The sequence below is a fragment of the Lelliottia jeotgali genome (assembly GCF_016771845.1).
Taxonomy (GTDB): Bacteria; Pseudomonadota; Gammaproteobacteria; order Enterobacterales; family Enterobacteriaceae; genus Enterobacter; species Enterobacter jeotgali.
This window is the reverse complement of the sequence record NZ_JAENMQ010000012.1, coordinates 1-13684: the sequence shown is the minus strand read 5'-3', so window position 1 is coordinate 13684 and position 13684 is coordinate 1. Positions and strand designations below refer to the sequence as shown.

Annotated in this window: 11 protein-coding genes; 3 read left to right on the top strand and 8 right to left on the bottom strand. The window is 53.4% G+C overall.

Features of this window, described 5'->3' with window-relative positions; translation table 11 throughout:
- Position 1: 1 nt before the first annotated feature.
- The 5 genes from phnE to JBO43_RS18530 form a co-directional block, all read right to left on the bottom strand.
- Positions 2 to 781: a phosphonate ABC transporter, permease protein PhnE gene (phnE, locus tag JBO43_RS18550; protein ID WP_095280434.1), complete on the bottom strand. Its 780-nt coding sequence runs from the start codon at positions 779 to 781 to the stop codon at positions 2 to 4.
- Between the two features lie 148 nt (positions 782 to 929).
- Positions 930 to 1952, bottom strand: a complete 1023-nt coding sequence (phnD, locus tag JBO43_RS18545) for a phosphonate ABC transporter substrate-binding protein (protein WP_095280435.1) — start codon at positions 1950 to 1952, stop codon at positions 930 to 932.
- Positions 1953 to 2110: 158 nt separating this feature from the next.
- On the bottom strand, positions 2111 to 2899 hold the full coding sequence (phnC, locus tag JBO43_RS18540) for a phosphonate ABC transporter ATP-binding protein (protein WP_103950397.1): 789 nt from the start codon (positions 2897 to 2899) through the stop codon (positions 2111 to 2113).
- Between the two features lie 132 nt (positions 2900 to 3031).
- Positions 3032 to 3463: a VOC family metalloprotein YjdN gene (gene yjdN / locus JBO43_RS18535; RefSeq protein WP_095280438.1), complete on the bottom strand. Its 432-nt coding sequence runs from the start codon at positions 3461 to 3463 to the stop codon at positions 3032 to 3034.
- A 135-nt stretch (positions 3464 to 3598) separates the two neighbouring features.
- On the bottom strand, positions 3599 to 3934 hold the full coding sequence (locus JBO43_RS18530) for a zinc ribbon domain-containing protein YjdM (protein WP_095280439.1): 336 nt from the start codon (positions 3932 to 3934) through the stop codon (positions 3599 to 3601).
- Between the two features lie 593 nt (positions 3935 to 4527).
- On the opposite strand from JBO43_RS18530, the gene crfC reads away from it, so the two are divergent.
- Positions 4528 to 6882, top strand: coding sequence for a clamp-binding protein CrfC (crfC, locus tag JBO43_RS18525; protein WP_103947442.1), 2355 nt, complete (start codon positions 4528 to 4530; stop codon positions 6880 to 6882).
- Positions 6879 to 7760, top strand: coding sequence for a diguanylate cyclase regulator RdcB family protein (locus JBO43_RS18520; protein ID WP_095280441.1), 882 nt, complete (start codon positions 6879 to 6881; stop codon positions 7758 to 7760). Before crfC ends, JBO43_RS18520 begins: the two co-directional genes overlap by 4 nt.
- A gap of 37 nt (positions 7761 to 7797) precedes the next feature.
- On the opposite strand, the gene kdgT is transcribed toward JBO43_RS18520, so the two are convergent.
- On the bottom strand, positions 7798 to 8793 hold the full coding sequence (gene kdgT / locus JBO43_RS18515; protein WP_095280442.1) for a 2-keto-3-deoxygluconate transporter: 996 nt from the start codon (positions 8791 to 8793) through the stop codon (positions 7798 to 7800).
- A 653-nt stretch (positions 8794 to 9446) separates the two neighbouring features.
- Between kdgT and proP the strand changes: the two genes are divergently transcribed.
- Positions 9447 to 10949, top strand: coding sequence for a glycine betaine/L-proline transporter ProP (proP, locus tag JBO43_RS18510; protein WP_095280443.1), 1503 nt, complete (start codon positions 9447 to 9449; stop codon positions 10947 to 10949).
- A 33-nt stretch (positions 10950 to 10982) separates the two neighbouring features.
- On the opposite strand, the gene JBO43_RS18505 is transcribed toward proP, so the two are convergent.
- Together JBO43_RS18505 and JBO43_RS18500 are read right to left on the bottom strand one after the other, a co-directional pair.
- Complete coding sequence (locus tag JBO43_RS18505; RefSeq protein ID WP_202674803.1) at positions 10983 to 11936, bottom strand: nickel/cobalt transporter; 954 nt, start codon at positions 11934 to 11936, stop codon at positions 10983 to 10985.
- A 64-nt stretch (positions 11937 to 12000) separates the two neighbouring features.
- Positions 12001 to 13362: an HdeD family acid-resistance protein gene (locus JBO43_RS18500; protein ID WP_095280445.1), complete on the bottom strand. Its 1362-nt coding sequence runs from the start codon at positions 13360 to 13362 to the stop codon at positions 12001 to 12003.
- Positions 13363 to 13684: the final 322 nt, after the last annotated feature.

Below are 13684 nucleotides of genomic sequence, written 5' to 3'. Positions count from 1 at the left end.
CTCAGATGAAGTGCTTACGCAAACGTTGAGAAAGGAAATCCAGCAGGCTGACGGTGATGATGATGAGGACCATCAGGGCGCAGGTTTGCTGGAACTGGAAGCCGCGAATCGCTTCCCACAGGGTGACGCCAATTCCGCCTGCGCCGACCATGCCGACTACCGTCGCTGAGCGAACGTTGGATTCGAAACGGTAGAGGGAGTAGGAGATTAAAAGTGGCATCACCTGCGGCAGGACGCCGTAGAGAATCTCTTCAATTTTATTGGCACCCGTGGCGCGGATGCCTTCCACCGGACCGGGTTCGATGGCTTCAACCGCTTCTGACAGCAGCTTGGAGAGGACGCCAGTGGTGTGGATGAACAGGGCCATCACACCTGCGAACGGACCGAGGCCCACCGCGACCACGAACAGCATCGCAAAGACCATTTCGTTGATGGCGCGACAGGCGTCCATCAGGCGGCGCATTGGCTGGAAAATCCACCAGGGGACGATGTTTTCGGCGCTCATCAGGCCAAACGGGATGGAGAGGATGACTGCCAGCGCGGTTCCCCAGACGGCGATTTGCATGGTGACCGCCATTTCGCTGAGATAGTCACGCCACTGGCTGAAGTCCGGCGGGAAGAAGTCGGCGGCGAAGGTCGCCATGTTGCCGGAGTCTTTGACCAGCATCAGCGGGTCCATTTCCGCACCTTTCCAGGAGACGATGAGCACCGCCAGCAGGATGGCCCAGCTCAAAAGCGAGAACCAGCTGCGTTTCGGGGGTGGGACGGTGATGGTTTGCATGAGTTCTCCTAAAGTTTTCTCCCTCTCCCTGTGGGAGAGGGCCGGGGTGAGGGCATCAGCGTGCGCTGTTCCCCCTCACCCTAACCCTCTCCCTCAAGGGAGAGGGGACTGGATCAACGCCCTCACTCGACAGGAGAGGGAGAACAAATTACTGCACCGCTTTATTCACTGACGTCATCGCGCTTAGCGCGGCGGTCAGGCGGTCGAGATCTTCCAGCTGCGCCTGAATCACCGACACTTTGCTGGTCTTCTCTTCCGTGTTCAGACCTTTGTTGTCCTTCACGCCCTGCATCTCTTTAAACAGCGCCAGTTGGCGGATTGGCACCAGCTGCAGGTCGCTTGAGGCGCGGAACGGCGCCCATCCCAGGCGTTCGAGGACGGTTTTCTCTTCGGCGGTTTTGCCGTAATTCATGAAGAAGTCGTAGACCTTATCCTTGGTGCTCTCGGAGAGGTTTTTACGCCACACAATCGGGTCGCCAGGGATCAGCGGTGATTTCCAGATAACTTTCAGCTGCTTCAGTTTTTCTGGAGCGGAAGTCTTCAACTTATCGAGGTTTTCGGTGTTGTTGGTGGCGACGTCGACCTGTTTATTGGCGACGGCCAGGGCGTTGGTTTCGTGTCCGGCATTGACCGTGCGCTTGAATTCGCTGGCGGAGGCGTTGTTTTTCGCGAAGACGTAGTAGCCAGGGACCAGGAAACCGGAGGTGGAATTCGGGTCACCGTTGCCGAAGGTCAGCTCTTTGCGTTTGGCGAGCATGTCGTTGAGGTTGTTGATCGGGCTGTCTTTGTTGACGATCAGCACGCTCCAGTAACCCGGAGAACCATCAGCAGCAACGGTCTGTGCAAAGACCTGGCCGTTAGCGCGATCTACCGCTTCCATCGCGGAGAGGTTGCCGTACCAGGCGATGTCGACTTTGTTAAAACGCATCCCCTGGATGATGCCCGCGTAATCCGGGGCGAAGAAGGCGTTCACTTTGATGCCCAGTTTGGTTTCCATATCTTTCAGGAACGGTTCCCACTGGGGTTTCAGGTTTTGCTGTGATTCTGTCGAAATAATGCCGAAGTTCAGGGCTTTTTCCTGCTCTTGCTCCTGCGCATAGGCCGGGCTTAACAGGGTGCTGATGCTGAACATGCTGGTGAAGGCCAGCGCGGCAACGGCTTTATAGCTCATCTATCATCCTCATTTGGCATTGTTCCAGGCTATTTCACTTGCCAGCTTGAACCCGGGCAGTGCTCAAAATCCTCACGTACAACGTGTACGCTCCGGTTTTTCCGCGCTGTCCGTGTCCAATCTGGCTGCGCCAATGACGCCTGGTCTTTTCAGTTAAATTAAGCAGCCTGCGCGTTCTCTTCGACGCGGTTAATGCTGCGGTACAGGTGGTCAAATCGTTCTTTATCAAAGTGTTGGCTTGCACCGTCGTAAAACACATGCCCCTGACGCAGGGCGACGATGCGCTCGCAGTAGCGCAGGGCGTAATCCACCTGATGCAGCGTGACCACGACGGTGATGCCGTCGTTCTGGTTAATGTCGCGCAGGGTTTCCATCACGATGCGGGCCGATTCTGGGTCCAGCGAGGCGATGGGTTCATCGGCGAGGATCACTTTGGCTTTTTGCATCAGCGCTCGGGCAATCGCCACGCGCTGCTGCTGTCCGCCGGAAAGCGTTGAGACGCGCTGGTGGGCGAAATGGGCCATTCCGACGCGGGTCAGTGCCTGAAGCGCCTGCTGTTTTTGCGCAGGTGAGAACCAGCGCAGGCAGGTGCGCCAGAAAGGCGTGCTGCCGAGCGCGCCGATCAGCACGTTCTCGAGCACCGTCAGGCGGTTGACCAGGTTAAATTGCTGGAAGATACAGCCCGTTTGCGCGCGGCTTTTGCGGATATCGCCCGCCAGACGGCCTGCGCGCTGCACGGTGTTGCCCAGCAGCTCAATATGGCTTTCTGGCGTTTTGTCGCCGGTAATGAGGCCGCTGAGATGGCGCAGAAGGGTGGATTTTCCGGAACCGGAAGGCCCGAGCAGCGCCACCATTTCGCCCTGCTGGACGGTCAGATCAACGGCATGCAGAGCCTTGTTGTGGTGAAAGGTCTTGCTCAGTTTCTCGACGCGGATGACAGTTTGCATGTTCAGGCCTCACGATAAATGTGGCCTCATGCTGGCGGATTAATGTGACATTTAGGTTAAGTATTGGTTGCGGGAGTTTGAAGAGTTGAAGCGAATGCGATGACAGGCGGAGGGGACGCCTCCGCCAGACGATTATTGCTGTTTGACGACGTTGATCATCCAGGGCACGCCATATTTATCGGTCACTTTGCCGAAACCGTGCGCCCAGAAGGTCTCCTGCCAGGCCATTTCGACATTGCCGCCAGCGGCGAGTTTGTCGAACCAGCCTTTGCCTTCGGCCACGTCCTGGGTGTCGAGCACCAGCGTAAATCCTGCATACTGCGCGTTGCCGCCGGGCACGCCGTCGCTCATCATAATTTCGCTGCCCGCGATACGAACATTGGAATGAGCGATGGCGGTGTCAGGAAATTGCATACCGGAAGGGCAGCCTTCTTCGCTGTTTCCGTCTTTGGGCATTTCGCCGTAGGTGATTTTGTAGGTGAGTTCTGCGCCGACAGCTTGCTGATAGAAGGCGATGGCCTCTGCACAGTTTCCGGCGAATGAAATGTAGGGACTTAACGGCATAATCATTACCTCAGGTAAGAGAAGCCCATTAAGTGTAGTTCTTTTATTGTAGGCCGGATAAGCGCAGCGCATCCGGCAAAAGCGCCCGGTGGCGCTGCGCTTACCGGGCCTACGAAGACAATAATGTCTTAACTATCAGTTCTTTTTAACGAACTCTGATTTGAGCTTCATTGGCCCGAAGCCATCAATTTTGCAATCAATATTATGATCGCCTTCGACCAGGCGGATATTCTTCACTTTGGTACCGATTTTCAGCATTGAAGAGGCGCCTTTGACTTTCAGGTCTTTTACCACGGTGACGCTATCGCCGTCGGCCAGCAGATTACCGTTGGCATCTTTAACAATGAGCGCATCGCTATCTTGCGACGGTTCTGCATCATTCCATTCATGGGCGCATTCAGGGCAAATGAACATCCCATTATCTTCGTAGGTGTATTCAGAATTACATTTAGGACAGTGTGGAAGTGACATATCGGTATCCTCAAAAAGGCTAAAGGGGCTGGAAAGTGCCAGCCAAAACCCGGCTGTTTGCCGAAAAAGGCGTAAAGTATAGCGTAAGTCCACACATTTGTCGGTGACATTCTTTTTTTTGAAAATAGTTAAAAGACAGCGTCTGGAGTGACACTTTCTGTCAGTCACTTAAGCGATGCTTACAGCGTACTTAAGATTTAAAATCGCGTAAGGAAATATATCGAATATTTTATTGCGCAAATTGCCAGGTACTGTCATTTCGGATAAGGTGAGGTGAGCAGTTGTTATTGCATCCAGGTTTGCCATTCCTCGTTTGGCGACCGGGAATTACCTCTCTTTTTGGGTGGGTAAATTACTTTGATATATCCTATAGCTTCATAAAAATGGTCTACGCTCATTATCTTTCGGCTTTTCTTGCCGAGAGGAGTGTACGAGCGCTTTACGCTGCAATCAGAATATATTCTGGTTTTTGATCAGGCGCTTATATTCATTGAACATATTTTCCACGCGTAATCAAAAAAGCCGAAATTTCATTATTAAAACTATCCGGCTTAATAAAAGTAATAAATTTGCGTTAAGGAAAGGCTTTTATCATGCACACACAGACAATTTTTGAATTAAGCCAGGAAGCGGAAAGGCTGCTGCAACTTGCTTTGCAGAATCTGGATGCGTTGAAATCAATGCCGATTGCCGTGCTGGATAGCACAACTGCTGCGATGACCGGGGAAACGAATAATGTTCTGCCGCTGCATTTCAGTACCCGAGGTGTTGAAACGCAGCTCTCAATGCTCAATAACGAATTACGCAAAATTACCCGTCTCGAGATGGTGCTGGCGATCGTCGGGACCATGAAGGCGGGGAAATCGACCACGATTAATGCGATTGTCGGCACCGAAGTGCTGCCAAACCGTAACCGTCCGATGACCGCGCTGCCTACGCTTATCCGCCATACGCCGGGTCAGACCGAGCCGGTGCTGCATTTTGCCCATGTCGCGCCTATCGATACGTTGATCAAACAGTTGCAGGATAAATTGTGCAACCACGATCGCGGAAAGCTGACCCAACGCCTGGAGATCGATAAAGACATGAACGCGTTGCTCGGGCGCATTGAGCACGGCGAGGCGTTCGAAAAACACTATCTGGGCGCGCAGCCTATTTTCCAGTGCCTGAAAAGTCTCAACGATCTGGTGCGTCTGTCGAAGGCACTGGGCGTTGATTTCCCGTTCTCGGAATATGCGGCGATCGAACATATTCCGGTGATTGAGGTGGAGTTTGTTCACCTGGCGGGGCTGGATTCTCATCTCGGACAACTGACGCTGCTCGACACGCCGGGGCCGAACGAGGCTGGACAGCCGCATCTGCAAAAAATGCTCAACGAACAGCTGGCGCGCTCGTCGGCGGTGCTGGCGGTGATGGACTATACCCAGCTTAAGTCGATCTCTGATGAAGAGGTGCGTCAGGCGATTTCGGCAGTGGGCAAATCGGTGCCGCTGTATGCGCTGGTGAATAAATTCGATCAGAAAGATCGCAACAGCGACGACGAAGAACAGGTGCGGGCGATGATTTCCGGCACGCTGATGAAAGGCAATATTTCGCCGGGGCAGATCTACCCGGTGTCGTCGATGTGGGCGTATCTGGCAAACCGCGCGCGTTATGAAATAAACACGCACGGGCGTTTACCGAATTCGCAGGAGCAGAGATGGGTGCAGGATTTTGCCGAAGCGGCACTCGGACGTCGCTGGCGCACCGCCGATCTGGATGATGTGGAACATATTCGCCATGCTGCCGATTTGCTGTGGGAAGATTCGTTATTTGAACAGCCGATCCGCAAGCTGATCTATGCCGCTTATGCTAATGCCTCGCTGTATGCGCTGCGATCTGCCTCGCATAAGCTGTTGAATTACGCGCAGAATGCCCGTGAGTACCTTGATTTTCGTTATCAGGGGCTGACGGTGGCTTTTGAAGAGCTGCAGGTGAATATTTCCCGCCTCGAAGAGGATATGGCGCTGTTGCAGACGCGTCAGGATGTGGTGAGCGACGAAGTGGGGCATGAAGTTGAGCAGGCATTAGATGCCGCTAACGCTTTTATTTCACAGCAGAAAAACACCATTAAGCAGGCTATTAGCCATATTTTTGACAGAGATAACATTCTCGATTTGGCGGGCATTGAACGTCTCAACCTGAGAAACAGCGAGCAGGCCGAAATGGGTCAGCTGGTGCTGGATGACGAAGGGCAGGCGCAGATTGTGCTGAGCAAAATCCGCTCCTCCTGCGAGCTGATCATGCTGGATGCACAGGGCAAAATCAGTCGCGAGCTGGCGTTGCGTTTTGATCAGCTCGAATCCACGCTGGCGCGTTCTCTGAATGAAGCGATGCGCCCGATTGAGAAACGTATTAAAGAAGAGTTGAGCCATGCTGGCTTCCGGGCGCGAATTAGCTTCCCAGCATTCCAGGCGAGCCAGTTGAACTTCAATACGCGCGGACTGTTTACGGACGCGATTGCCTCGGAAAATCGTCCGGCGGGTGAAGTATCGGGCTCCGGCAGCGTGCGTGAGACGGTGTCGCGCTGGCTGAATAATCCGGGCTGGGGCTTTGAAGATTACGTGGTGACGCGTACTCGCTATGTCATTGACGTTGCACAGCTTCATGAGCGGTTCAAACAGCATATTGATCAATTTTGTGAACAAATCTGTAAAGCTTTGGTGGCGCAGGTCGATGTCTCTGTTACGGCAGGAATGGCGACGTTTTTCGCAGAATTCTCGTTATGTCTGACCGGGTTACAGGAAAGCTTGCGTGATAGCCTCGCAGTGCGCCAGCAAAACGAGCACTCCACAAGGGCGCTCAGCCAGCTGTTGCAGCAAAGTATTACGACTGCGACGTGGATTCAGGAAGATACCCGACTGTTACGCGATGATATTCAAACCTTATTCGCGGCTGAGCAACTATGACAACACAATTACTGGACGGTCCCGGGCGGACGCTGGAGTGTATTCATCCGAAGTTTATGGTCGATCTGGTACAAGGGGTGGACGCGGTGCGTCTTCCCCCACTCGTGCCTCAGCAGCAGCAATTTCGTGAGCGTTTAACTCAGGAGATCATGACCCAGACGAAGCTTCGTCCGTGGGCGATGACGGGAATGTTCAGCGAAAATGCTGCTCTGCGACTGGGGCTGGCGGAAAAACTGGCGGGGATGTTTGATCCCGGCCATCTGGCGTTAACCCGAATGACCCATAAATTAGCGTCATTACGTCAGCAAACAAATCGCCAGGCGCAGCAGTCTCCTGGCCTGATGCAACAATACGACGAACTCTCTTCCCACTTTTCACAACGCGCCGCTTATAAAGAGAAAGCCTTATCCCAGCGCGGGTTAACGGTGCAGGCTGGCGAACACAGCGATCAGGTTTTTACCCACTGGCGGGCCGGGCAGTACGACGGCTGGTCGCTGGCGGGGCGCTGTTTTATCGCACTCGAAGAGCTGCGCTGGGGCGCCTTTGGCGATGCCTGTCGTCTGGCAAACGAAGACGTTGGCGCGATGCTGAAAGATAATTTACGCAGCCTGGCGGCCAATTATCTGGCGCAAGGCATTAACGCTTCTCCTGCTACCCGTCACTTCTATCACCAGTGGCTGGCGACGCCGATGTCACCGGGTTTGATGGATCACAAAGATATGCTGGGTTGGCTGGGCGACTGGTGTCATCCGGATCGTCATCCGGTGAGCTGGTCTGTGACGCAAAGCTGGCAGACGGTGGCGCTGGGGATGCCGAGACTGTGTTCAGCGAAAAGGCTGGCGGATGCGATGGTCGGGGAAGTGTTTGGCGAGGCGTAACTAAAAAACCTCTCCGAAGAGAGGCTTTTGCAGGAACTCAGTGGTGTAAGGATTCGACTGGCTGTGGCTCGGATTCCGTCTGCGAAAGCGTGCCGTAGCGTTTGGAATACAGCGCCGTAATAATCGGCACCAGAATCGCAGTCACAATCACCGCCGCAGCGACCAGTGCTGTGGCTGACGCTGCCACCGGTTCAAAAGCCGGGTTAATCTGCGCGATAATCACCGGGTTTGCTACCGCCGCACCGGCGGCTGATGAAGCGGCGACACCGGCTGTACCATTCCCCCCTCCAATCACGCGGTCTGCGATAATCAGTGGAATACCGGTGATGATGATAACCGCTACGCCCAGAGCGATGCCCAGCAGGCCAGTGTCCATAATCACGCCCAGATTAATGGTGTTACCCAGCGCGAAGCCGAAGAACGGAATCAGAACCGGCGTGGCTTTACTGAAGAAATCACGCAGGTCGGTGTCGAGGTTACCCAGTGCGAAACCAATCAGGAAGGGCAGAATTGCACCGACAAAATGATGTGGTTCGAAGGTGGCCAGACCGGCAGAACCGAGGATCAACATAGTCATCAGCGGGCCGGATTCCAGCGACATCAGGACAAATGCGCCCGATTCTTCTTTGGTACCGTACTGGTTCATCAGGCTGGCGTACAGGCCGCCGTTGGTCATGTCCATTGCTGAAACAATCGCCAGAACGGATAATCCAGCGAAGAATCCGGTCTGAATGCCGTTCTCAGGAATAAACATCGCACAGACCATCGCCGCCACCCAGGCAACGGCAATTTTGGTGATCACCAGCGTGCCGGATTTACGCAGAACGGTGCCCGTTGCTCGTAAATTAATAGACGCGCCAATACAGAAAAACCACACCGCGAGAATAGGCACGGTGCCGGTAATCATTCCTTTTGTGAACCCGCCAAAATAAGCGCCGGTATTCGGTGCCAGCGTATTTAAAATTGCGCCAAGTACCAGAGGGACCAGCATCATCCCGCCAGGGATGCGTTCAATCGTGGCTTTGATCTTCATGATAAATCCTCACATCTTATCTCGCGTTTCTGGCGGACAAGTCAGGTAGAAACAATGATTAAATTCAAATGATTACGAGAATTTAACTGTCTGGTGTTCCGTCTGGTTATGCGCAATCCGCAATCCGTTTAGGCATTTAAACGGTCGGTGAGTTGCAGCCGCAGCGGCGTGTTCGGGCTTATCATGCGATCATTGGAATTGCGATTCAATGAAAATAAAACAGTGTTTTAGTTATCTTGATCACATATTTAGGTAAACGACACTGTCGCGCGCTTGTAATTAAAAAGCTGTAAATTGGATGTGAAAAAAAGTGAGTGATTTTCTTCCGTTGCGAGGAAAATAATAACCTCAGAAATAATCATCCTGGGGCGACGAAATCATCCTTTGTGATTCAGGGGGTTTTACGTTTTCTGACAACATCTGACGCTATACGTAAATATTTGTGAAGTTGATCACTAATTTAAACGCTGTTAGGGTAAAGAGGTCACTAACTGCCCAGACAGGCGTCAACAGGTTCGGTTGTATCGACGAGAAACGTCAATGTAAGTAAACCTGCTACGCTTGAAGAAGAAGAATCGCATGAGGCGAATTCGAGGTTCACAGACCGCAAGATTATCTGTGGTATGGACAGGGCTGAGTCTACGAGGATAGCAATGCTTAAAAGGAAAAAAGTAAAACCCATTACACTGGGTGACGTCACCATCATTGATGACGGTAAACTGCGTAAAGCCATTACCGCTGCTTCGTTGGGTAACGCGATGGAGTGGTTTGACTTTGGTGTTTATGGCTTCGTTGCCTACGCCTTAGGTAAAGTCTTTTTCCCCGGTGCCGATCCCAGCCTGCAGATGATTGCAGCGTTAGGTACCTTCTCTGTTCCGTTCCTGATCCGTCCGCTTGGTGGCTTGTTCTTTGGCCGACTGGGTGACAAATACGGTCGCCAGAAGATTCTCGCTATCACCATCGTGATTATGTCGATAAGTACTTTCTGTATCGGCCTGATCCCGGCCTATGCCACCATTGGCATATGGGCACCTATCCTGCTGTTGCTGTGTAAAATGGCGCAGGGCTTCTCGGTTGGCGGTGAGTATACGGGTGCGTCGATCTTTGTCGCCGAATATTCCCCGGACCGTAAACGCGGCTTTATGGGAAGCTGGCTGGACTTTGGCTCGATTGCCGGGTTTGTGCTGGGCGCGGGCGTGGTGGTGTTGATTTCCACCGTCGTCGGGGAAGAGAACTTCCTTGAGTGGGGCTGGCGTATTCCGTTCTTCCTGGCGCTGCCGCTGGGGATTATCGGCCTGTATCTGCGTCATGCCTTAGAAGAGACCCCGGCGTTCCAGCAGCATGTTGAAAAGCTGGAGCAGGGCGATCGCGAAGGCCTGCAGGAAGGACCAAAAGTTTCGTTTAAAGAGATTGCCACCAAGCACTGGCGTAGCCTGCTGACCTGTATCGGTCTGGTGATTTCAACTAACGTGACTTACTACATGTTGCTCACCTACATGCCGAGCTACCTGTCGCATAACCTGCATTATTCTGAAGATCACGGCGTGCTGATTATCATCGCCATTATGGTTGGTATGCTGTTTGTGCAGCCGATTATGGGCCTGATGAGTGACCGTTTCGGTCGTCGTCCCTTCATTATTCTGGGCAGTATTGCGCTGTTCCTGCTGGCGATTCCGGCCTTTATCCTGATTAACAGTAATGTGCTGGGCCTGATTTTTGCCGGTCTGCTGTTGCTTGCGGTGATCCTGAACTGCTTTATCGGGGTGATGGCGTCTACGCTTCCGGCGATGTTCCCGACGCACATTCGTTACAGTGCGCTGGCGGCGGCGTTTAATATCTCGGTTCTGATTGCCGGTCTGACGCCAACTATTGCGGCTTCGCTGGTGGAAAGTACCCAGAACCTGATGATGCCTGCTTACTATCTGATGGTCATCGCGGTGATTGGTTTAATTACCGGCCTGACGATGAAAGAGACCGCTAACCGCCCTCTGAAAGGGGCGACGCCAGCGGCATCGGACATCCAGGAAGCGAAAGAGATCCTGCGCGAGCACTACGACAATGTTGAACAGAAGATTGAAGACATTGATGTAGAGATTGAAGAACTGCAGAAGAAACGTTCTCGTCTGGTGGACCAGCATCCACGGATTAACGAGTAATTAATAAAAAACCCGCCGCTGGCGGGTTTTTTATTAGCAGCCTGCGGCAATGTAATCGCCGTTGGCGCTGATTGGGATGACCGTTAAGAACAGCACAGTCGCGAACAGAATCAGCATAATTCCCCCAGCAACTTTTGCCACTGGTACTAGCCAACTCAGATTTGAATCCCCACCAAAGAATGCCACCGTACGTTCGCGGGCATAACGCACCGCCAGAGATAAGCCCATGATCGACAGCGCCGTGCCAAGCGACATGGTCATCACTGCTGCAATCCCCCAGGTCACAATCCCCAGCGCATTCGAGAACATTAGAATCATGATCGCGCCGCTGCATGGCCGAGCGCCAATCGCCAGAATCACGCCCAGACGCGTTTTCCAGTCGCCAGCGGTTAAATCTGCACCGACGCCGTGATGGCCGCAGCCGCAGCTTTCATCATGTTGATGCAGAGGCTTCATGGCGTGAATAGTCATTTTGCGCGGGTGCAGGCTTCTCAACGTCTGGAAAATGACAAACGCGCCGAATGCGCCGATCAGTATGGCGCTGATTTTTTCTACGTACCAGCGGCTGGCACTGAGATCCCCCGATGCCAGGTTAAATCCCACGGCCAATATAAAGACGAACAGAATGGCGCTCACGCCCTGCATCAGGCTGCCGAGAAAAGGGACTACGCGCGCGCCGAGTTGGCTTTCTTTATTAGTAGAAAGATAAGTTGTGACAATGAATTTGCCGTGGCCTGGCCCAATGGCGTGCAGCACACCATAAAGGAACGCGCCCGTTAGCAACCACAGCCCGCCGGTATACTGATGGTTATTGAGCTGCAAAAGATACATCACCAGATAGCGGTGCAGAGTGATTTGCGTCGCAAGGCACCACTGAATAAAGGCGTTCCAGTGGGCGTGCAGTGTGAAGGCTGCCAGCAGAATCGCCAGCGCCATCAGCCCGGCGGTGGGGAGGCGCCAGTCACGCGTGAGACGTTGTGTGGTCATGGTTTGGCCTGCGGGGTGGAATTTTTGGCAAGTATAGCGTTTATGGCGGTGAGCGGGCTGAGGTTTACTCTTCTGTTACCCCTTCGCCACTTTTACCTTTTACCCACGCCATCCGACGATGGAACATTTTTCTTAATGCCCGCCCCAGGGTGTTAAACCAGCCAGTTGGCCTGGGGTCGGCAAGCATACTGAGGGCACGGGCGTAGTCCAGCACGAGCCCTGGCGTCCATGCCATCGTCTCAGCACGTTTACGCAGCTGTAGCGCCACCCAAAGTTCTGGTGTGGACATTAGCTTTCCAATCGCCAGCCAGAACCCGCGTGTTTGCCAGAGTCTTCCGACAGATCCTTCCAGTGCCGCTTCCAGCGCTCTTGCTACGCTGCTCGAACAATTACGGTGGGTCAAATTATAAGATTCGTTCTGGCGGTAATGTTCCCAGAAGGCGGTCAGGCGAGTTTCGCTGTAATTACGGATGCGCACTTTGCGCGTGGAGTGACACCACTGCGCGGACTCCGTCGCATAGTCGGGTTGAAACAACCCTTGCACATTATTCTCCGGGGTGGCGCGTAGCAGCCGGGCGAATGCATCCGGTGAGCGGTCGATAAGCTCGGCAGGATACAAGCTGATATAGATCCCTCCAGGCGATTCCAGCGCGGCGTGGCCGGTGGAGATAATGCCGTTTTGATCCACGGCGGCTATATAGCGATTAATCACCGGGCGGGGGATCGTTTCACCGGGGGCGGAACCGACTGGCGTCCAGACGTGGACCGTCAGTGCTTTTTCATCCTCTTCCGGTGGGCCATCCCATTCCACGACGTCAGGGGGAAGGGTTTGCGCCTCTTCCATATACTCTTCTCCTTTGAGCCCTGGATTAGCCGCGGCGACTTTGACGCGGTTGGCGAGGATGAACATATTCCATCCCGCAAACGCGAGGCCCAACCCAAGACAATAAGGAACGGTGCCAGCGTAATTTGACGGCCACGGCTGATAGAAGAAGATGGCTAGCGCGATCTCGACAATCCCACCGACAAGGGCTGGCCGCCAGCGCTGATAGCGAACGACCAGTGCGGAGGCGATTTGCAACGTGCCATCGAGCAAAAATAGCGTACCGAAAATGATCGCCAGCACGATGTCGCCGTCATGATGACCGGCAAGGATCAACACGGCTGCTAGCGAGAACGTTGCGCCTTTCACATAGCGCAAGATACGTTGCCCTCCCATGCCGCTGTGCGCCACCATCAAGGTTAAGCCACCTTCGAATAGTAATAAGCAGGCAAAGGGCTCAATAGGAAAGAACAGCGAACCGTCCATAGCATCGATGAAGATAGCCATCCCGGCGATCAGCGTGATCCAGCCAAAGTGACGAAGCCCGCGCCAGTGCGAACGCAGGAAATCGATGCCCAGTAGGATCAGGATCAGTCGCATCATGAGAGATCTTCCAAAATAACCTTCACCATTTATAGCTTACTGGGATATTTAGTGCGTGATCGGTGGGGGAAGTCGGCAGGATCTGAGTGCATCTGTGGATAAGTCTGTGTGCAAAAGGGTATAAGGCGGGGTTTTGCTGTGGAATGCAGCAGTCAGTCATTTTTCTGTCATTTAGCGGTTGCGGCCTGACGAGAACTCCCTATAATGCGCCTCCATCGACACGGCAGATGTGAATCACTTCACACAAACAGCCGGGTCGGTTGAAGAGAAAAAATCCTGAAATTCAGGGTTGACTCTGAAAGAGGAAAGCGTAATATACGCC

Bases quoted from the DNA above. Each gene is read 5' to 3' on its own strand.
- phnE (WP_095280434.1), bottom strand. From the start codon at position 781: ATGCAAACCATCACCGTCCCACCCCCGAAACGCAGCTGGTTCTCGCTT.
- phnD (WP_095280435.1), bottom strand. From the start codon at position 1,952: ATGAGCTATAAAGCCGTTGCCGCGCTGGCCTTCACCAGCATGTTCAGC.
- phnC (WP_103950397.1), bottom strand. From the start codon at position 2,899: ATGCAAACTGTCATCCGCGTCGAGAAACTGAGCAAGACCTTTCACCAC.
- yjdN (WP_095280438.1), bottom strand. From the start codon at position 3,463: ATGCCGTTAAGTCCCTACATTTCATTCGCCGGAAACTGTGCAGAGGCC.
- JBO43_RS18530 (WP_095280439.1), bottom strand. From the start codon at position 3,934: ATGTCACTTCCACACTGTCCTAAATGTAATTCTGAATACACCTACGAA.
- crfC (WP_103947442.1), top strand. From the start codon at position 4,528: ATGCACACACAGACAATTTTTGAATTAAGCCAGGAAGCGGAAAGGCTG.
- JBO43_RS18520 (WP_095280441.1), top strand. From the start codon at position 6,879: ATGACAACACAATTACTGGACGGTCCCGGGCGGACGCTGGAGTGTATT.
- kdgT (WP_095280442.1), bottom strand. From the start codon at position 8,793: ATGAAGATCAAAGCCACGATTGAACGCATCCCTGGCGGGATGATGCTG.
- proP (WP_095280443.1), top strand. From the start codon at position 9,447: ATGCTTAAAAGGAAAAAAGTAAAACCCATTACACTGGGTGACGTCACC.
- JBO43_RS18505 (WP_202674803.1), bottom strand. From the start codon at position 11,936: ATGACCACACAACGTCTCACGCGTGACTGGCGCCTCCCCACCGCCGGG.
- JBO43_RS18500 (WP_095280445.1), bottom strand. From the start codon at position 13,362: ATGATGCGACTGATCCTGATCCTACTGGGCATCGATTTCCTGCGTTCG.